Here is a 19838-nt window from a genome sequence, read left to right as displayed (position 1 = left end):
CCGCTTCGCGTCACCCCCCTCCAGGGGGGCGGCACTGGCCGTCTGGCAAAGCCAGCCCGGCGATGCCTCTGGGAGGCGCAGTTTCATGCGTTGCGGATGGCGCTCCGGTGCCGTGAAAAACCAACGCCCTTCAGCGCACCCGCCTCTGTACGGACCACCAGCGGAACACCGGCTCGGCCAGCACCAGCACCGCCACCAGGCGGCAGACCTGAAACGCCGTCACGACCGGCACCCCGAGCTGCAGCACCTTGGCCGTGATGGCCATCTCGGCGATGCCGCCGGGCGAGGTGCCGAGCACCAGGGTGGCCGGGTGCAGCCCGGTGAACCGGGCCAGCAGCCAGGCGAATGCCGCGCACATCACCATCATGACCCCGCTGGCCAGCGCCACCGAGGCCAGCCAGCGCGGCGCGGTGTGCACAAAAGCCGGTGTGAAGCGCACACCCAGGCTGACGCCGATGACCAGTTGCGCGGCGGCCGTGAGCCAGCCCGGCAGCGCTGACAGCACCACCCCCGACAGCGTCAGCGCCATGGTCGCCAGCAACGCGCCCATGAACCACGGATTGGCGCGCCCGAACTTTCGCATGCCCAGGGCCCCCGCCAGGCTGAGCAGTGCGAGCCAGCCCAGCCCCGGCACATGCACCTCGCGAGCGCCGGGCGTGGCCAGATCCAGCCCGCTCACACCCCAGGCCTGCATGGCAAACGGGACGCTCAGCGTCACCAGCAGCACGCGCAGGCTGTGGGCGGCTGCCACGAGGTCGGTGCGGGCGCCGTGCCGTTCGGCGATCAGGGTCATTTCCGATGCGCCGCCAATGGCGCCTGCGAAGTAGGTGGTGCCAAACAGCTGCGCAGCGCTCAAGCCCGGCAGGTGCTGCGCATGCACGCGCCGCAGCCAGACACCAAAACCCAGACCCAGCGCCAGGGCCCAGACGATGCCGAGCGCGATCGCCCACCACAGCCCGGCCACCAGCGCCCCGACCTCCGGCGTGAAGTACAGCCCCAGCGCCGCCCCGATCACCCACTGCCCGGCGTTGCGAAAGGGCGTCCAGCTCGCGGTGGGCGCGCCCAGCACCGAGACCAGGGACGTCACCACCAGGGGCCCGATCATCCAGGGAATGGGGGTTTGCCACCACACGCACAGACGCGCTGCGCCGTAGGCCAGCAGCAGGGTCAGGATCGGGCGCAGCCAGGCGGACGCCTGGCGGGAACGGGAAGGGGGAATCACTCGGGTATCCAGAAAAGACGCGGACCCAGGCGGGCCGGGGCCGTAGTATCCATGCATGAACTGTCGAAGCGCTGTCATGTTCGGGGCCGGTCTGGGCCTGTGGTGCGCCGTGCTGGCGGGCGAGGCAGGGGCCCCGCCGCAGCCCACACCGACCGTGGTGTCCGAGGCGGAGGACCCCGGCCAGCAGGCCGGCGCCTTGTTGACCCGCCTGATGCCCACGCCGCTGCTGCTGGTGGGCGAACAGCACGACGCCCCGGAACACCAGGCGCTGCAGCGCGAGCTGGTGCAGCAGCTGGCGGCGCGCCGGCAGCTCAGCGCGCTGGTGCTGGAAATGTCGGAAGCGGGCACACACACCACCGATCTGCCCAGCCAGGCCAGCGAAACCCAGGTGCGCGAGGCTTTGCGCTGGAGCGGCGATCAGGGCGGCTGGCCCTGGTCCACCTACGCGCCGGTGGTGATGGCGGCGGTGCGCGCCGGGGTGCCCGTGCTCGGTGGCAACCTGCCCCGCGCCGACATGCGCGCGGCCATGGGCAACGAGTCACTGGACCGGCTGCTGCCCACCGAAGCGCTGGAGCGCCAGCGCGTGGCGATCCGCGAGGGCCACTGCGACCTGTTGCCCACCCCGCAGATCGCGCCCATGACCCGCATCCAGATCGCCCGCGACCAGGCCATGGCCCGCACCGCCGCCGCCGCCATCCGGCCCGGGCAGACCGTGTTGCTGGTGGCCGGCAACGGCCATGTGCAGCGTGACCTGGGCGTGCCCGTGCACCTGCCGCCGGACCTGGCGCACCGGGTCGTGGTGGCGCTGGCCCGGCCTGCGGCCGATGCCCAGGAAGCGGCGGGGCAGACGCTGCCCGGCGCCGACGTGGTCTGGCGCAGCCCGCCGCGCGCGCCGCGGGATTACTGCGCCGACATGAAGCGCAGCATGGGTCGCTGATGCCCCCGACTACTGATCGAGAGAAGCGAACACCGCCAGCAACACCAGTCCGAGCAAGACCGCCAGCGCGATCTTGACCCAGCTCTTGGGGTACTCGCCGGCCACCTGCCCCGAATAGCCGTTGACCACCGCCTGGAAGGTCTTCGCGCCGTACTGGTAGCTCACCAGCCAGACCGGCAGCAGCACGTGCTTGAAGGTCTGCTCGTCAAAGCGGGCGTCCAGTTGCAGGTTGCGGTGGGTGTCGGCGGCGATGTCTTGCGCGCAGAGCTGGCGCAGGCCCTGCAGCATGCGCTCCCGCCCCTGCTGCGCGGCGCCCGCGAGGTCGAGGGCGTAGCGCTCGACCGTCCAGCCGCTGAGGTAGCTGGCGTCGTAGGCTTGCAGCTCGCTGGTGGTGGGAAAGGGTTCGATGGCGCGCATCAGCGCCGGATGCACGCCGCGCGAACCGCAGACCAGGGTGTCGTCGAAGCGGTGGGCCACCTGGCCGCTGACCGGGCGCCAGCGCACCTGCTGCTTGTTCTGGCTGTCGCGGTAATAGGTGCCGGCCTCGGCGGTGTAGTGAGCCGCACCGTGCGCATCAAACGTCCAGTAAGGCAGGTAGACGCCTTGAAGGGTGTCGGTCAGCGCGCGGTGCTTGAGCGCGTTCGGCGCCCAGAAGCGGCTGCCATACCACTGCCGCAGGCGGTTGCGCGCGTCGGGTTCGGCCACCTTGAAGGGCAGCAGGCTCTGCGGGCGGATCACGTCCAGCCCCTCGTCGAACGGCAGCAGGGCGGTGGAGCCGCAGAAGTCGCAGCGCCGACCTTGCTGCTCGGCGCTGAAGAAGCTGATGGCCTGGCAGTGCTGGCAACGCACCTGGCGGCGCGCCTGCTGCAGGCCGCGCGCGCTCTGCGGCACGGCCTTGAGGGCGGCCACCAGATCGTGCTCCAGGATCTCGCCCGCCGCTTCGATGCGGTAGGGCGACTCTGTGCCGCAATAGGCGCAGAGCAGCGCCTGTTTGCCCGGGTGCCACTGGGCCTCGCCGCCACAGGCCGGGCAGACGAATTTCTGTTGCGCGCGGCGCTCGGCCTCGGGCGCTGCAGCGAGGGTATCGGGAAGACCGGTCACAGGCGGGGTCGCGGTTCAACCTTGCATGAACGTGTCCAGCGCCGGGCGGCCGATGCGCCACTGGCTGCCGATCTTGCGGCCTTTGAGGTTGCCGGCTTCAAGCTCCTGCAACACGTCGGCCACCGACACCGACAGCGCCTGCGCCACCTGCTCGGGCGTGAGCAGCTCGGGCACGGCGGCCGCCGTGGCAACCGGCGCAGCCCCGGGCACGAAGCCGGGCATGGACGGCGCGGCTGCCGCGCCCATGCCGCCGCCCTGCATCATCGACTGCCCCATCGCCAGGCCGGCCGCCAGTTCGGCGCCGATGCCGGCCGTGCCGGCCTTGCCCTCGGCCAGCGCGTTGCCCATGTTGTATTTGACGTAGTCGTTGAGGTTGCCGATTGCGGTCATGGCGCCGCGCTTGTCGATGGCCTGCTCCAGCTCGGGCGGCACCGACACGTTCTCGACCACGAACGAAGTCATTTCCAGACCGTACTTGCTGCGCATCGCGGCGTTGAGTGGCTCCAGCAGGGCCGCGCCGAGTTCACCGTAGCGCGTGGCCACGTCCAGCGCCGGCACCTTGGCCGCGGCCAGGGTTTCGCTGAACACGCTGACGATGCGCGAGCGCATCACGTCGGTGAACTCGTCGAGCCGGAACTGGTGGTCGGTGCCGGCGACTTCCTTGAGGAACAACACCGGGTCCACGATCTTGAAGTCGTAGGTGCCGAAGGCGCGCATGCGCACCACGCCGAAGTCGGCGTCGCGCATCATCACCGGGTTGGCCGTGCCCCACTTGTTGCCGGCGAAGACGCGCGTGGTGACGTAATAGACGTCGGCCTTGAAAGGCGTCTGGAACTTGTATTTCCAGCCCAGCAGGTCACCCAGGATGGGGATGTTCTCGGTCTTGAGGGTGTGCTTGCCCGGGCCCAGCGTGTCGGCGAACTGGCCCACGTAGACGAACTGGGCCACCTGGCTCTCGCGCACGATGAGCTGGGCCTCGTTCTTGATCTGCTTGTCGTCGTCGGGGAAGCGGAACGACAGCGTGTCGCGCGAGTCGTCCACCCACTCGATGACGTCGATGAACTGGCGGTTCAGGAAATCCATGATGGCCATGCGGGGCTCCTGTGGGTGGTGAAGAAACGGCTTCAGGCGTGGCGCTGGATCGCGTCGGCCAGCACATTGACCATGGTATCGATGTGCGACTTTTCCACAATATATGGCGGCGCGAACACCAGGTTTTCGCCCGCGTTGCGCACCAGCACACCGTGTTTGTAGCAATCCATGAAGATGTCGAAGGCGCGCTTGCCCGGCAGGCCAGGCATGGACGACAGTTCCACCGCCGCCGCCAGCCCCAGGCTGCGGATGCTGATCACGTTGGGCAGGCCCTTCAAGGCGCTGTGCATCGCGTCGCCCAGCACCGGTGCCATCTCGCCCGCGCGCTCGAACAGCTGCTCTTCGCGAAACAGGTCGAGCGTGGCGATGGCCGCGGCGCAGGCCACCGGGTGGCCCGAGTAGGTGTAGCCGTGGAAGAACTCGATGGCGTGGTCCGGCGCGCTGCCGTGCGCACCCATCATGGCATCGTAAATGCGGTCGGTGCAGACCACGCCGCCCATCGGGATCACGCCGTTGGTGACGGCCTTGGCGAAGTTCAGCATGTCGGGCTGCACGCCGTAGTAATCGGACGCGAAGGCCGTGCCCAGGCGGCCGAAGCCGGTGATGACCTCGTCGAAGATCAGCAGGATGCCGTGCTTGTCGCAGATCTCGCGCAGGCGCTTGAGGTAGCCCTGCGGCGGGATGTACCAGCCCGCGCTGCCGGCGATGGGTTCGACGATCACCGCCGCTACGTTGCTGGCGTCGTGCAGCGGCAGAAGGCGGTTTTCCAGCTCCAGCAGGATGTCTTCGTTCCAGACCGGCTCCTGGTTGTGGATGTAGGCGTGGTTCACCGGGTCGTGGATAAAACGCAGGTGGTCCACGCGCGGCAACAGGGCCGAGCCGTACATCTTGCGGTTGGCCGGGATGCCGCCCACGCTCATGCCGCCGAAGTTGACGCCGTGGTAGCCGCGCTCGCGACCGATGAAGAGGTTGCGATGACCTTCGCCCCGCGCGCGGTGGTAAGCCAGCGCCACCTTCAGCGAGGTGTCGGCCGCCTCGGAACCCGAGTTGCAGAACAGCACCTTGTTCAGGTTGCCGGGTGTCATGGCGGCGATCATCTCGGCGGCGCGGAAGGCCTTGTCGTTGCTCACGCTGAAGGCGGTGGCGTAGTCCAGCGTGTCGAGCTGCTTCTTGATCGCTTCGTTGATGGGCTTGCGGTTGTGGCCCGCGCCCACGCACCACAGGCTGGAGATGCCGTCGATGACCTGCTTGCCATCGTGCGTGGTGAAGTGCATGCCGTCCGCAGCGACGAAAATGCGCGGGTCTTTCTGGAAGCTGCGGTTGGGCGTGAAGGGCAACCACTGGTTGTCCATGCGGAACTCGTTGTAGGCCATGTTGAAAATCTCCTGGGTCGCGCAGGAAGGGCGCGGTCGGTGGTCAAGTGGCTGGATTCTGGCACCGGAATGCCCAGCCTGGGGGCTCCACTGCCGTGTCCCTGGTCGGGCCCACCCCGGGCGGCCTGCGACAATGCGTTCGCCATGAACCACACCTACGTCCTCACCCTGTCCTGCCAGGACCGCACCGGCATCGTGCACGCCGTCTCGGGTTTCCTGCTGGAGCGCGGCGGCAACATCGAAGAAGCCGCCCAGTACAACGACCACGGCACCGGTCTGTTTTTCATGCGGGTGCAGTTCACCTGCAGCCAGCTCACGCAGGACGACCTGCGTTTGCACCTGAAGCTGTTCGCCGAGCCCTTTGGCATGCAGTGCCAGTTGCACCCGCTGGCCGAACCCATGCGCACGGTGATCTTCGTCAGCAAGGAAGGCCACTGCCTGAACGACCTGATGTTCCGCTGGAAGAGCGGCCTGCTGCGGCTGGACATCCGCGCCATCGTGAGCAACCACCGCGACTTCTACCAGCTCGCCGCCGGCTACAACGTGCCCTTCCACCACATCCCGGTGACCGCTGCGACCAAGGCGCAGGCCGAGGCGAAGCAGCTGGACATCGTGCGCAGCGAAGGCGCCGAACTGGTGGTGCTGGCGCGCTACATGCAGATCCTGAGCAACGACCTCTGCCGCGAACTCTCGGGCAAGGCGATCAACATCCACCACAGCTTCCTGCCCAGCTTCAAGGGCGCCAAGCCTTATTACCAGGCGCACGACCGCGGCGTGAAGCTGATCGGTGCCACGGCGCACTACGTGACCGCTGATCTCGATGAAGGTCCGATCATCGAACAGGACGTGGCCCGCGTGGACCACACCGACACCGTGGAAGACCTGACCGCGCAGGGTCGCGACACCGAAAGCCAGGTGCTGGCGCGCGCGGTGAAGTGGCACAGCGAACACCGCGTGCTGCTGAACGGGCACAAAACAGTGGTCTTCAAGTGACGATCCGTATTCCGCCGATTCAGTGCCTGCTGACCTTCGAGGCGCTCGCCCGCCTGCGCAGCGTCACGCAGACCAGCGAGGAGCTGTGCGTCACGCCCAGCGCGGTGAGCCACCGCATCAAGCAGCTGGAGCAGATCCTCGGCACCAAGCTGTTCGGCCGGGCCGATTTTTCACTGACAACCGAGGGCAGTGAATACCTGGCGCATGTGCGCGAGGGTCTGGCGATCCTGCAGAAATTTCCCAGCAACACCGTCACGCCCGGGCGGCGCAAGCTGCGCCTGGCGGTCACGCCCACGTTCGCGCGATCCATCCTGCTGCCGCGCCTGAAACAGTTCAGCGAGGCCTACCCGGAGATCGACCTCACGCTGCAGGTGAGCATCCCGCTGCTGGACGTGGTGGCCGAAGACGCCGACCTGATGATCCGCTTCGGCACCGGCCGCTATGCCGACGTGGAACACGTCTGCCTGATGAAGGACGACATCACGCCGCTGGCCTCACCGGCGTTTGCGCGCGAGCACGGGCCGTTCGACGCGCCGGAAGACCTGGAAGGCGTGCCCCTGCTGCGCAGCCCGCTGGAGCCCTGGCGCACCTGGTTTGCCGCGCACGATCTGGACTGGCCCGAGCCGGTGGACGGATCCCAGTTCAACGACATCGGCCTCATGTGCGACGGCGCCGCCGCCGGCATGGGCGTGGCGCTGGTGCGCATCAAGCTGGCCGCGCCCTGGCTGGAGCACGGCACGCTGGTGCCGCTGTACGAACGCCATGTGCCCAGCCCGCACGCGCACTACCTGTGCTGGCGCACCGGCACCATGGACCGCTGGGAGTGCGTGGCGTTTGCCGAGTGGCTCAAGAAGAGCCTGAGCTAAACGCCGCCGGAGCGCGCGCTCCCAGCCCAAGGCAGCCGTGGAACCGGCTTTGCCGGGCCACAGGGCTGCGTCCCCCACCCGCCGCAGGCGAGAGAGGGGGCTGAGGACCGCGGCTCCTAAGCCTGCCTGCGCAGGCTTGGACGGGACGAAGTGGCATCGCCTCTGGCGATGTCGCGGCCTGCAAGGCGCGCGCCAGCGGCGCAGGGGGTGATTCCAATCACTCGATGTTCAGGCGCTGGCCGGCAAGCGCCACCTTCTTGGGCAGGGTCAGCGTCAGCACCCCGTTTTCGTACTTCGCCTTGGCGCGCTCGTTGTCGATGTCGGCCGCCAACTGGAAGCTGCGGGCCACCGCGCCGTAGTAGCGCTCGGTGCGCAGCACCTTCTCGTCCTGGCTCTGGCTGTCTTCCTGCTTGATTTCGGCGCGCAGGGTCACCACGCTGCCTTCCACGGTGACGTGAATGTCTTCTTTGGCCACGCCGGGCACCTCGGCCACCACGGTGTAGACCGACGGCGTTTCCTTCACATCGATCTTGATCTGCGAGGGCGACGGCAAGGAATCGCCGTGCAGGGGACGGACGTAAAAACCCGGTGCGACGTCCTTGAAGAAATCGTCAAACAGTCCGGAACGGGCGATCAGATGGTTCATGGCTTGTGCTCCTTTGACAATGGACTGGGTCGATGGACCCGGACTGGACGGTCGCTGTGCCGTCCATGGCCGGTACATAGCGGCACACCCCGGCGGTTTCAAGACCCCGGCGTTTGAGCTGCGTCAAACCGCCGGCTCACAGGTTCTTGCAAGTTTCTTCAACCCACGGTGAAGCACGCTGTCCTAAACTGGCGCGCATGAACGCACCCACCGCCCCCGCCGAAGTCACCCGCGCCGAACGCGCCGCCCGCCAGGCCGAGGTGGTGCGCACCCTGCAGGCGTTGCTGCCGGCGCACGCCTTGCTCTGGCAGGCCGAAGACACTGTGCCTTACGAATGCGACGGCCTGACCGCCTACCGGGAACGCCCGCTGGTGGTCGCCTTGCCCGAAACCGAAGCCCAGGTGGCGGCTGTGCTCAAGGCCTGCCACGCGCTGGAAGTGCCCGTGGTGGCCCGCGGCGCCGGCACCGGGCTCTCGGGCGGCGCCATGCCCCACGCGCTGGGCGTCACGCTGTCGCTGGCCAAGTTCAACCGCATCCTGTCCATCGATCCGCGCTCGCGCACCGCGGTGGTCCAGGGCGGTGTGCGCAACCTCGCCATCAGCGAGGCCGCTGCGCCCCACGGCCTGTACTACGCGCCCGACCCGAGCAGCCAGATCGCCTGCACCATCGGCGGCAACGTGGCCGAGAACTCGGGCGGCGTGCACTGCCTGAAATACGGCCTCACCGTGCACAACGTGCTGCAGGTGCGCGGCTTCACCATCGAAGGCGAGCCCGTCAGCTTCGGCGGTGAAGCGCTCGACACCCCGGGCCTGGACCTGCTCTCGCTGGTGATCGGCAGCGAAGGCATGCTGGCCGTCACCACCGAAGTCACCGTCAAACTGGTGCCCAAACCCCTGCTGGCGCGCTGCATCATGGCCAGCTTCGACGACATCCAGAAAGCCGGCGACGCCGTGGCCGCGGTGATCGCGGCCGGCATCATCCCGGCCGGGCTGGAGATGATGGACAAGCCCATGACCGCCGCGGTGGAAGACTTCGTGCATGCCGGCTACGACCTCAACGCCGCCGCCATCCTGCTGTGCGAGAGCGACGGCACGCCCGAAGAAGTCGAAGAAGAGATCGGCCGCATGAGCGCCGTGCTGCGCGATCACGGCGCCACCGCCATCGCGGTCAGCAGGGACGAAGCCGAACGCCTGCGCTTCTGGAGCGGGCGCAAGAACGCGTTCCCGGCCAGCGGGCGCATCAGCCCCGACTACATGTGCATGGACTCGACCATCCCGCGCAAGCGCCTGGCCGACATCCTGATCGCCATCGGCGAAATGGAACAGAAGTACGGCCTGCGCTGCGCCAACGTGTTCCACGCTGGCGACGGCAACCTGCATCCGCTGATCCTGTTCGACGCCAACGACCCCGACCAGCTGCACCGCTGCGAGCTGTTTGGCGCCGACATCCTGGAGACCAGCGTCGCCATGGGTGGCACGGTGACCGGAGAGCACGGCGTCGGCGTGGAAAAGCTCAACAGCATGTGTGTGCAGTTTTCGCCCGAGGAGAATGCGCTCATGTTCGGCGTGAAGCGTGCTTTTGATACCAAAGAATTACTGAATCCCGGCAAGGTCATTCCCACGCTGCAGCGGTGCGCCGAAAACGGCAAGATGCTGGTGCGTGGCGGCCGGCTTTCATTCCCGGAACTGCCACGCTTCTGACCGGCAAATCTCACGGGGTCTGCAGCACTGCCTCAGGTACAGTAGTGCGCGATGAGTGCACACCTCCCCGATACCGGCCACAACGCCGTTGCCGCGACCGGCCACGAGGCCCGGACGGAGCGCGAGCTGGAGTTGCTCCGGGAGATCGAAGCGCTGCGCCAGGAGAACCAGCACCTGCGCCAGTCGTATGCACAACACCTGGGTGAGCACAGGAACGGGCGGGCGAGTCTGCCGCTGGCACTGAACCTCACGTCGCGCCCCCTGAACGGGCCCGACAACCCCCAGGCGGCACAGCTGGAATACGAGGCGCTGTTTGCGGCACTGGCCGGCGTGTTCCCGATCGGCATCTTCCGGATCGACGCGGGCGGCGTGCTCACCCACGTGGACGAGTCCCTGCAACGCATCTTCGGTTTGCAGGCCGAGGACTTCCCGGATTTCGGCTGGCTCAAGCAGGTGCATCCGGACGACATCGATCGGGTCCGGCGCGAATGGACCGCGGGCACCCAGAACCGGGAACCCGTCAGTGTCGAGTTGCGCCTGTTGCGCCCTGGTCAGGACTTCGCGCACGTGCTGGTGCGCAACGCACCCCTGCAGGACGGGAACGGTCAACCCATCGGGCAACTGGGTTTCGTGCAGGACATCACCTCGCTGCGCGAGCTGCAGGCCGACGCCCGGATCAAGGCCGAACTCAACCGGCAGATCATCGCCAGCAGCACCGATTGCACCAAAGTGCTGGACCTCCGGGGTCGGGTGATGCAGATGACGGCCCAGGGGTGTCGTCTGGTCGAGGTGGACGATTTCGAACAGGTGCGCGGCAGCGACTGGACGCAGTGGTGGGGCGAAGAGAGCGCCGTGCTCGCACGCGCGGCTGTCGAGAGCGCGGGTCGGGGCACAAGCTCCCGGTTCGTGGCCTTTGGCATGACCTTCAAGCAAACCCCCAAGTGGTGGGACACCATGGTCTCGCCCATCAACGACGAGAAGGGCCAACCCGCCATGCTGCTGGTGGTCTCGCGCGACATCACCGAGCAACACCTGCAGCAGGAAGAAATCCGCCAGCTCAACACGCAGCTGGAAACCCGCGTGCGCGAACGCACCGACGAACTGGCCCAGGCCAACGCGCGGCTGCGCCAGACGCTGCAGGAAGCCCAGGCCCTGTACAACCAGGCGCCCTGTGGCTACTACTCGCTGGACCGCGATGGCACCATCCAGATGATCAACCAGACCGCGTTGAACTGGCTGGGCCGCGAACGCGAGGAGGTCGTCGGCCGCCTGAGCTTCCGCGACCTGGTCGATCCTTCGCAACTGGCCAAGCAGAACGAGCGCCGGCAGCAGCTGGAAAGCACCGGTCACCTCGAACCCGAAGAAGTGGCCTTGCGGCTGCCCGATGGCCGCGCCTTCGTCGGTCTGGCCTCCAGCACCGTGGTGAGGGACGAACAGGGCCAGTTTGTGCGCACCAACAGCACCCTGATCGACATCACCGAACGCAAGCGTGCGGATGCCGCCCTGCAGGCGCAGCGCGACTTCCTGCAGAACATCACCAACAGCATCCCGGTCCAGCTGGCGTTTTTCGACCGCGACCTGATCTGCCGTTTCGCCAACGCCAGCTACGCGCGCTGGCGGACCGACCTGCCCGAGCGGTTGCTGGGCCTGCACCTGAGCCAGATCGCGCGGCCGCAGGACTACGAATCGGCCAAGCCGCAGCTGGCGATGGCCTTGCGGGGCGAGACCCAGCAGTTTGAGGGCGATCGGTCTTTTCCCGACGGGCACCGTTTCTACGCCAGCATCGAATACACGCCGTACTGGCAACAGGGTGAGGTGCAAGGCCTGTTCATCCAGATGCACGACATCACCGAGCGCAAGGCCAGCGAAGACCAGGTGAAGCGGACCAACCAGCAGCTCCAGGAGGCACTGGAACTGGCGCAAGGCCTGTACAACCATGCGCCCTGCGGCTACCACTCGCTGGACATCAACGGCATCTATGTCTCGATCAACGACACAGAGCTTCAGTGGCTGGGCTATGAGCGCGAAGAGGTCGTCGGCATCAAGACCTTCCGCGACTTCATCCTGCCCAGCCGGGCGCCGCTGCTGGAGGACCGCCTGCAACGCCTGATCCAGGATGGCAAGCTGGAAGGGGCCGAGTACGAGATGCTGCGCCGCGATGGCACCCACTTTCACGCGCTGCTGTCGTCCTCCGCGGTGCGTGACGCCAGCGGCCAGTTTTTGCGCAGCAACACCACGGTGGTGGACATCACCCCCCGCAAGACCGCCGAGATCGCCCTGCGCGAAAACCAGCGTTTCCTGCAGACCATCACCGACCACGTACCCGGCCTGATCGCCTACCTGGACGCGATGCTGCGTCTGCGCTTTGCCAACGCCGAGCACCAGCGCCTCTTTGGCCTCAGCCCCGAAAAGATGCTGGGGCTTCACATCAGCGAGTGCGTGCCACCGGATGAATGGGCCGAGATCGGCCCCCGGCTGCAGGCCGCACTGGGCGGCCAGACGCAAAACTACGAGGTCTGGCGCCAGACCGTCAACGGCGAGTCGATTTTTGTCAGCACCACCTATTTGCCCGACATCCACGAAGGACGGGTTCAGGGTGTGTTCGTGCAGGCCATCGACATCACCGACCACAAGCGCATCGAGCAACGTGTCAGCCAGCTGAACGACGAACTGGAGCTGCGCATCCGCGAGCGCTCCATGGAGCTGCTGGAGAGCGAGCAGCGCTTCCGCCTGATGGTGGACAACCTGCGCGAGTACTGCATCTTTTTCCTGGACGCCGACGGCCGCATCACCGACTGGACCGACAGTGCCCAGCGCATGGAGGGCTACTCACCGTCCGAAATGCTGGGGCGGCACTATGCCCTGCTGTTCCGCAATGACCGGCCCGATGACGCCCTGGCCAGCGCCAACCAGATGCTGCGCATGGCGGCCTCCCGCGGCCAGCACGAACTGCACAGCTGGCATGAACGCAAGGACGGCTCGCGGTATTTTTCGCATTCGCTGCTGATCGCCCTGCGCGACGACAGTGGTGAACTGCGGGGTTTCGCCAAGATCAACCGCGACATGACCGACGCCAAGCGGCTCGACGACCTGATGCGCAACATCAACGACGAACTGGAGAACCGGGTGGCCGAACGCACCGAGCAGCTGCTCGCCGCCAACAAGGATCTGGAGTCTTTCTCCTATTCGGTGTCGCACGATCTGCGTTCACCGCTGCGCCACATCTCCAGTTTTGTGAGCCTGCTGGACGAGCACCTGGGCGAACGCGGCGATGAGACCACGCAGCGCTACCTGAACACGATCGGCAACTCGGCGCGCCACATGAGCCAGCTCATCGACGGTCTGCTGGCCTTTTCCCGTCTCGGGCGCTCGGCGGTCAACCTCACCGCGGTGGACTTCGCCATGCTGGTGGACGCCGTGGTCAACCAGCTCGCGCACGACACCGGTGGGCGCGTGGTCGACTGGGTGGTGGCACCCGATCTGCCGGTGGTCCAGGGCGATGCCCTGCTGCTGCGGGAGGTCTGGGCCAACCTGCTGGGCAACGCCTTCAAATACACCCGCCCGCGCGAACGGGCCCGCATCGAGATCAGCTGGAGCGTGGATCCCGCCGTGGGTTACACCTTTGACGTGCGTGACAACGGTGTGGGTTTCGATACACAATATGCGCAGAAGCTGTTTGGCGTTTTCCAGCGCCTGCACCGCGCCTCCGAGTTCGAGGGTACCGGTATTGGTCTGGCGCTCACGCGGCGCATCCTGGAGCGCCACGGTGGTAGCATCTGGGCAGAAAGCCAAGTGGGCGAAGGCAGCGTGTTTCATTTTTCGCTCCCGTTTGAAGGGGTCAGCCCGACAGACTTCGGGCGCGACTCCATCCCTTCCGTCCTGGAACCATGAACAAGAACGCCGAAGCCATTCTTCTCGTCGAGGACAACCCGGACGATGCCGAGCTGACCAAGCTGGCGCTGGCGCGTCATGGGCTGGACGGACGTGTCACCCATGTTTCCGACGGCATGCAGGCGCTGGACTACCTCTACCGCCGCGACGGTTTCACCGACCGCTCGGGCGGCAACCCCATCCTGGTCCTGCTGGACCTGAAGATGCCCCTGCTGGACGGCATCGGCGTGCTGAAGGAAATCAAGAGTTCCGAGCACCTGCGCAACATACCGGTGGTGGTGCTCACCTCGTCGACCGAACCCAGTGACCTGCAACGGGCCTACGACGCCGGCACCAACGCCTACATCGCCAAGCCCACCGAGTTCGCGCAGTTCCTCAGCGCCATGAAGCACGTGTGCGAGTTCTGGGTCAACATCAACCAGCCCGCGCCCCAGAGCGCCAGCGCTGGCGTGCGGACCACCAGCTTCGGCGAACTCGCCTGAACCACGCGTCCGCCCGTTCTGCGGCGGACGGCTCCCTGCTCACCAGGTATCGATGAAGCGCGAGGGCGCGGTGGTTTCCGTGCGCGCGCCGGCCAACCCCTGCGCCAGCCAGTGGCGGGTGTCTGCGGGGTCGATCACCGCATCGATCTCCAGGGTGGTCGCCATCTGGACAGCCGAACCGTTGGCCACCTGACGCGCCAGCAATTCCTCGAACAGCGCCTGCCGCTGCGGCCCGTCCGGCAAGGCTTCCAGCTCCTTGCGGTAACCCAGCCGCACAGCACCCTCCAGCCCCATGGCCCCGAACTCACCGGTGGGCCAGGCGACCGTGAACAGGGGCGCATGGAAGCCCCCGGCGGTCATGCCCATGGCGCCCAGACCGTAGCCTTTGCGCAGCACCACACTGAAAAACGGCACCCGCAGGCTGGCCGCGGTCACGAAGAGCCGGCTCGCGTGCCGCACCTGGGCCCGCGCTTCCATCGCCGGCCCGACCATGAAACCCGGCGTGTCGACCAGGCTGACGATGGGCAGGCTGTGCGCGTTGCACAGCTGCATGAAGCGCGCCGCCTTGTCGGCCGCATCGGCGTCGATGGCACCGCCCAGGTGCAACGGGTTGTTGGCCATCAGCCCCACGGGCCGGCCTTCGATGCGCGCCAGCGCGGTGTGGATGCCCACGCCAAAACCTGCGCGCAGCATCAGCACGCTGCCCTGATCCACCAGCCCGGCCATCACCGCACGGGTGTCGTAGACGCGCAGCCGGTTTTCCGGCACGAGGTCGCGCAGGGCGTGGGTGTCGGGAGCGATCCAGTCTTTCACCCGACCCTGGAAGAACGATAGATAGTGGCGCGCCGCGGCCACCGCCTGCGCCTCGTCGTCCACCAGCAGGTCGATCACGCCGTTGGCGTGTTGCACGTCCGACGGACCGATGTCCTCCGGCCGGAACACGCCGAGGCCACCACCTTCCACCATGGCCGGGCCACCCATGCCGATGTTGCTCTGGCGGGTGGCGATGATCACGTCGCTGCACCCGAGCAGGGCAGCGTTGCCGGCGAAACAGCGGCCCGCCGCGATGCCCACCACCGGTACCTGACCCGACAGGCGCGCAAAGGCCGCGAAGGTGCCGACGTGAAGGCCGGCCACGATGGGCATGTCGGTGTCACCCGGCCGCCCGCCGCCGCCCTCGGCGAACAGCACCACGGGCAGCTTCTGGGCCAGCGCGATGCCCAGCAGGCGGTCGGTCTTGGCATGGTTGCGCATGCCCTGCGTGCCGGCCAGCACGGTAGCGTCGTAGGCCATGACCACGGTGCGTGACGGCTCGGCGCCGAAGATCAGGCCGTTGACCGAACCGATGCCGGTCACCATGCCGTCGGCCGGTGTGTTCGCGATCAGGTCTTCTTCCGAACGGCGGCTGCGTTGCGCGGCCACCGCGAGCGCACCGTATTCGATGAAACTGCCGTCGTCGCACAGGTCGGCGATGTTCTCACGCGCCGTGCGCAAGCCCAGCGCGTGGCGTCTGGCCACGGCCTCGGGGCGTGCCGCGTCAAGGGTCCGGGCCGTGCGTTGGGCGAGCCGCTGCAGATCGACCCGCTGGTGAGCGGCTGGCGGCACCCGATCCGGTTCGGGGGTGACCGCATCGGCAGCCGCTTGCATCGGCACCATGGGCTCCAGGCGCAGCAGACCGGCGCCCTCGTCCACCGTCTCGCCTTCGCTGAAGAAACGTTCGACCACCCGCCCGGCCGATTCGGCGCGCAGCTCGTGCTCCATCTTCATGGCTTCCAGGATCACCAGCGGATCCCCGGCACGCACCGTGTCGCCGGGGTCGACGAGCCATTGCACGAGCTGGGCCTGCAGGGGAGAGCGCACGGTGGTCATGCGCGCATTGTGGCTATCGAGAGGTCGCTGGCGGTCATGCGGGCGACACCCGGTCGACTCAAGGTCAGTGGAGAGCCGGTCCCGCAAACAAGGCCACGTTGCCACCGGCCGCCGTGGTGTTGATGGTCAGGGTCTGCTCGGCGCAGAAACGGTGCAGATAGTTCGGCCCACCCGCCTTGGGTCCGGTGCCGCTCAGGCCCTCGCCGCCGAAGGGCTGCACGCCCACCACGGCGCCGATCATGTTGCGGTTCACGTAGACGTTGCCCACGCGCGCCGCCGCGGCCAGCGCCTGGGCGCGGCTGTCGATGCGGGTCTGGATGCCCAGTGTCAGGCCATAGCCCAGCGCGTTGATCTGGCGGATCACGTCCATCGGGTCGCCGCCCCAGCGCACCACCTGCAGCACCGGGCCGAAAATTTCGGCCTTCACGTCGGCGATGGCTTTCACCTCGAACATCTGCGGCGGGATCAGGTTGGGCAGCGTGGTGGCCGGCGCGGCGGCGGGCAGCAGAGGCTTGGCCTCGGCGTGCAACCGTGTCAAGTGACGGCCGATACCTTCAAACGCTTCGGCGTCGATCACCGGGCCGAGGTCGGTGGCCAGCGCGGCCGGGCTGCCGGCCACCAGTTCTTTCGCCGCGCCCTGGATCATCTCGATCACGTGGTCCGCAATGCCTTCGTGCAGGCACAGCAGGCGCAGGGCCGAGCAACGTTGTCCGGCGCTGCGGAAGGCGCTCTGCACCACCGCGTCGGCCACCTGCTCGGGCAGGGCCGTGCTGTCGACCAACATGGCGTTGATGCCACCGGTCTCGGCGATCAGCGGCACGATGGCGCCGTCTTTCGCGGCCAGCGCGCGCTGGATGATCTTGGCCACCTGCGTGGAGCCGGTGAACACCACACCCGCGATGCCGGGTTGCGCCACCAGCGCAGCGCCCACGGTCTCGCCCGGGCCGTGCAGCAATTGCAGCACATTGGCCGGCACACCGGCGGCGTGCAGCAGCTTGACCGCTTCGAGCGCCACCGCCGGCGTCTGCTCGGCCGGTTTGGCCAGCACCGTGTTGCCGGTGGCGAGCGCCGCGGCGACCTGGCCCATGAAGATGGCGAGCGGGAAATTCCAGGGGCTGATGCAGACCCAGGCGCCACGGCCTTCCAGGCGCAGCACGTTGCTCTCGCCCGTGGGGCCAGGCAACGTGGTCGGCGCCATCACGCGCTCGGCGTCGTTGGCGTAGAAGCGCAGGAAGTCCACCGCCTCGCGCACCTCGGACACCGCGTCGCCCCAGGTCTTGTGCGCCTCTTTCAGCAGCAGGGCACAGAAGCGCGGCAGCTGCTGTTGCAGCGCATCGGCGGCACGGCGCAGCGTGGCGGCGCGCTCGGCCACCGGCGTGTGGTTCCAGCCGGCGAAGGCGGCCACGGCTTGGGCAGACGCTGAATCCACCTCGGCGGTGCTCGCCTCGGCCACAGCGGGCACCGGCGTGCTGGCCAGTGCGGCGAGCAGCGGCTCTCGCATCGAGGCCACCGCGAGGTCCAGGCCCTGGCTGTTGGCGCGCTTCGCGCCGTACAGGTCGGCCGGCAGCGGCAGCGAGGGTTGCGGCTCCAGGCGCAACGGTGAGATCAGCAGTTCGTCCATGCCCACCGACTCGTCGGCCAGCTGGTGCACGAAGGACGAGTTGGCGCCGTTCTCCAGCAGGCGGCGCACCAGGTAGGCCAGCAGGTCGCGGTGCGCGCCCACCGGGGCGTAGACGCGGCAGGCCACCAGCGGGTTCTTCAGCACCTCGCGGTAGATGCCTTCGCCCATGCCGTGCAGGCGCTGCAATTCAAACGGCACGCCATGGCGCGAGGCCATCTGCAGGATGGCGGAAATGGTGCCGGCGTTGTGCGTGGCGAACTGCGGAAAGATCGCGTCGGGCGCGTCCAACAGCGCGCGTGCGCAGGCCAGGTAGCTCACGTCGGTGTGGTGCTTGTGGGTGAACACCGGGTAGGTCGGCAAACCCTGCTCCTGCGCGCGCTTGATCTCGGCGTCCCAGTAGGCGCCCTTGACGAGGCGGCACATGAATTTGATCTTGTACTGGCGGGCCAGCGCGGCCACGTGTTCGATCAGTTCCACCGCGCGGCTCTGGTAGGCCTGCATCGCCAGACCCAGGCCGGCCCATTGCGGGCAGTGCTCGGCCACCAGCTGCGCCAGCGCCTCGAACACGTCGAGCGACAGCTCCAGCCGGTCCACCTCTTCGGCGTCGATGGTGAGGTTGAGGTTGGCCGCCGCCGCCGCGCGGCACAGTGTCCACACCCGGGGCACCAGTTCCTCCATCACGCGCTCGTGCTGCACGTCTTCGTAGCGCGGGTGCAGGGCGCTGAGCTTGATGGAGATGCCGTCGTTGTGCGCGGGCGAGCGTGCCGGGTCGGCGGTGCGCGCGATCGCGGCGATGGCGTTCTCGTAGCTCGCCAGGTAACGCAGCGCATCGGCGTCGGTGCGCGCGCCCTCGCCCAGCATGTCGAAACTGAAACGCAGCTGGTTCAGCTTCTTGCGCGCCGATGCGGCTTCTTTCATGCCTTCTTCAATGGTCTGCCCCAGCACGAACTGGCGGCCCAGCAGCTGCACCGCGCGCAGCGTGGCCGCGACCACGGTTTTGGCGCCGAGCTTGGCCATCAGGCCGGGCTCCTGGCCCGCGCCCGGCAGGAAGTGCTTGGACATCGCAATCGCCGTGGACGACAGGCGTGCCAGCGTCGAGTCGGCGGCACCGTCGAAATCGGCCCGGCCCAGCTGGTCGGCCGTCAAGGCGATGGCGGTCTCGGCGTCCGGCACCCGCAGCAGCGCCTCGGCCAGGCGCATCAGGGCCAGGCCTTCGGCGCTGGAGATCGGGTACTCCTTGAGCAGGCTTTCCATGGCCCAGAACGGCGGCGGGTTCTCGCGCACCGCGCGCACCCAGGGCGCGGCCACCGAGGCGGCCGCCGCCCAGTCCAGCGCGCCCTGCAGCGCGGCGAGGCGCTGGGCGACGATGGCGGTCTCGGGCCGGTAGGGGGAAGGCAGGCGGTCGGTGGTGCGGGGCATGGCGGTCTCCGGGAAACGGGGATGTTGGTGAATCCCGTGATGGTGCCGATTCGTTTGGTGAATTTCTGGCGGTTTTTTTTGCAGTTAACCGGATAATTCACTAGCCATGACCGAAACCACCCACGACCTCGACCGCATCGACCTGCGAATCCTGAATGTTCTGCAGGCCGATGGCCGCATCGCCAACCTCAAGCTCGCCGAGGCCGTGGCGCTCTCGCCCACCGCCGTGCTCGCGCGCACCCAGCGCCTGCAGCGCGACGGCTACATCCTGGGCTACGAGGCGCGGCTGAACCCGCTCAAGCTCGGGCGCGGGATGATGGTGTTCGTCGAGGTGCTGCTGGACCGCACCACGCCCAACGTGTTCAACGAGTTCAAGGCCGCGGTGCAGGTGCGCGACGAGATCATGGAATGCCACATGGTGGCCGGCGGTTTTGACTACCTGCTCAAGACCCGCATGGCCGACATGGCCGCCTACCGCGACTTCGCCGGCAGCGTGCTGTGGCAACTGCCCGGTGTGCGCGAGACGCGCACCTACGCGGTGATGGAAGAGGTCAAGAACAGCAGCCGCCTGCCCCTTTGACAAGCGCCATCGGCCGGCGACAATGCCCAGCAACCCATTTCTGGAG

At 67.6% G+C, this 19838-nt stretch carries 14 protein-coding genes; 7 read left to right on the top strand and 7 right to left on the bottom strand.

All coding sequences use genetic code 11. The annotated features are described in order from the left end of the window. Positions 1 to 130 precede the first annotated feature (130 nt). Positions 131 to 1222, bottom strand: a complete 1092-nt coding sequence (locus tag F3K02_RS19255) for an AbrB family transcriptional regulator (RefSeq protein ID WP_343067115.1) — start codon at positions 1220 to 1222, stop codon at positions 131 to 133. 55 nt (positions 1223 to 1277) lie between these two features. Here F3K02_RS19255 and F3K02_RS19250 point away from each other — a divergent pair, with 55 nt between their 5' ends. After that, positions 1278 to 2159, top strand: a complete 882-nt coding sequence (locus F3K02_RS19250) for a ChaN family lipoprotein (protein WP_246309587.1) — start codon at positions 1278 to 1280, stop codon at positions 2157 to 2159. Positions 2160 to 2168: 9 nt separating this feature from the next. Here the strand turns inward: F3K02_RS19250 and F3K02_RS19245 are convergent, their stop codons facing one another. Genes F3K02_RS19245 through aptA form a run of 3 tightly spaced genes read right to left on the bottom strand, consistent with a single transcriptional unit; the run spans position 2169 to position 5725 of the window. Beyond that, entirely contained in the window at positions 2169 to 3260 is a 1092-nt protein-coding gene (locus tag F3K02_RS19245; RefSeq protein ID WP_177137232.1) for a zinc ribbon domain-containing protein, read from the bottom strand. 15 nt (positions 3261 to 3275) lie between these two features. Beyond that, positions 3276 to 4352, bottom strand: a complete 1077-nt coding sequence (locus tag F3K02_RS19240) for an SPFH and helix-turn-helix domain-containing protein (protein ID WP_177137231.1) — start codon at positions 4350 to 4352, stop codon at positions 3276 to 3278. Between the two features lie 32 nt (positions 4353 to 4384). Further along, positions 4385 to 5725, bottom strand: coding sequence for an omega-aminotransferase AptA (aptA, locus tag F3K02_RS19235; RefSeq protein WP_177137230.1), 1341 nt, complete (start codon positions 5723 to 5725; stop codon positions 4385 to 4387). Positions 5726 to 5869: 144 nt separating this feature from the next. Here aptA and purU point away from each other — a divergent pair, with 144 nt between their 5' ends. Both purU and F3K02_RS19225 read left to right on the top strand, forming a co-directional pair. Further along, positions 5870 to 6718, top strand: coding sequence for a formyltetrahydrofolate deformylase (gene purU, locus F3K02_RS19230; protein WP_177137229.1), 849 nt, complete (start codon positions 5870 to 5872; stop codon positions 6716 to 6718). Continuing rightward, positions 6715 to 7584, top strand: a complete 870-nt coding sequence (locus F3K02_RS19225; RefSeq protein WP_177137228.1) for a LysR substrate-binding domain-containing protein — start codon at positions 6715 to 6717, stop codon at positions 7582 to 7584. The genes purU and F3K02_RS19225 overlap by 4 nt, the downstream gene beginning before the upstream one ends. A 217-nt stretch (positions 7585 to 7801) precedes the next feature. On the opposite strand, the gene F3K02_RS19220 is transcribed toward F3K02_RS19225, so the two are convergent. Continuing rightward, positions 7802 to 8230, bottom strand: a complete 429-nt coding sequence (locus tag F3K02_RS19220; RefSeq protein WP_177137227.1) for an Hsp20/alpha crystallin family protein — start codon at positions 8228 to 8230, stop codon at positions 7802 to 7804. 197 nt (positions 8231 to 8427) lie between these two features. Between F3K02_RS19220 and F3K02_RS19215 the strand changes: the two genes are divergently transcribed. Genes F3K02_RS19215 through F3K02_RS19205 form a run of 3 tightly spaced genes read left to right on the top strand, consistent with a single transcriptional unit; the run spans position 8428 to position 14303 of the window. Continuing rightward, positions 8428 to 9930 (top strand): FAD-linked oxidase C-terminal domain-containing protein, encoded by a 1503-nt coding sequence (locus tag F3K02_RS19215; protein ID WP_177137226.1) that lies wholly within the window; start codon positions 8428 to 8430, stop codon positions 9928 to 9930. A gap of 51 nt (positions 9931 to 9981) precedes the next feature. Further along, complete coding sequence (locus tag F3K02_RS19210; protein ID WP_177137225.1) at positions 9982 to 13821, top strand: PAS domain-containing sensor histidine kinase; 3840 nt, start codon at positions 9982 to 9984, stop codon at positions 13819 to 13821. Then, positions 13818 to 14303 carry a response regulator gene (locus F3K02_RS19205; protein ID WP_177137224.1) on the top strand — a complete coding sequence of 162 codons (486 nt, stop codon included), beginning with the start codon at positions 13818 to 13820 and terminating at the stop codon, positions 14301 to 14303. The genes F3K02_RS19210 and F3K02_RS19205 overlap by 4 nt, the downstream gene beginning before the upstream one ends. 39 nt (positions 14304 to 14342) lie before the next feature. Here the strand turns inward: F3K02_RS19205 and F3K02_RS19200 are convergent, their stop codons facing one another. Both F3K02_RS19200 and F3K02_RS19195 read right to left on the bottom strand, forming a co-directional pair. Continuing rightward, complete coding sequence (locus F3K02_RS19200) at positions 14343 to 16163, bottom strand: carboxyl transferase domain-containing protein (RefSeq protein ID WP_343067125.1); 1821 nt, start codon at positions 16161 to 16163, stop codon at positions 14343 to 14345. A 73-nt stretch (positions 16164 to 16236) separates the two neighbouring features. Then, positions 16237 to 19212 carry an L-glutamate gamma-semialdehyde dehydrogenase gene (locus F3K02_RS19195; RefSeq protein WP_177137222.1) on the bottom strand — a complete coding sequence of 992 codons (2976 nt, stop codon included), beginning with the start codon at positions 19210 to 19212 and terminating at the stop codon, positions 16237 to 16239. Between the two features lie 106 nt (positions 19213 to 19318). On the opposite strand from F3K02_RS19195, the gene F3K02_RS19190 reads away from it, so the two are divergent. Further along, on the top strand, positions 19319 to 19792 hold the full coding sequence (locus F3K02_RS19190) for an Lrp/AsnC ligand binding domain-containing protein (protein ID WP_177137221.1): 474 nt from the start codon (positions 19319 to 19321) through the stop codon (positions 19790 to 19792). Positions 19793 to 19838: the final 46 nt, after the last annotated feature.

This window comes from Hydrogenophaga aromaticivorans, from assembly GCF_013387465.1.
Taxonomy (GTDB): Bacteria; Pseudomonadota; Gammaproteobacteria; order Burkholderiales; family Burkholderiaceae_C; genus Hydrogenophaga; species Hydrogenophaga aromaticivorans.
The sequence above is the reverse complement of the archived record's forward strand: the minus strand, read 5'-3'. Positions and strand labels throughout refer to the sequence as shown.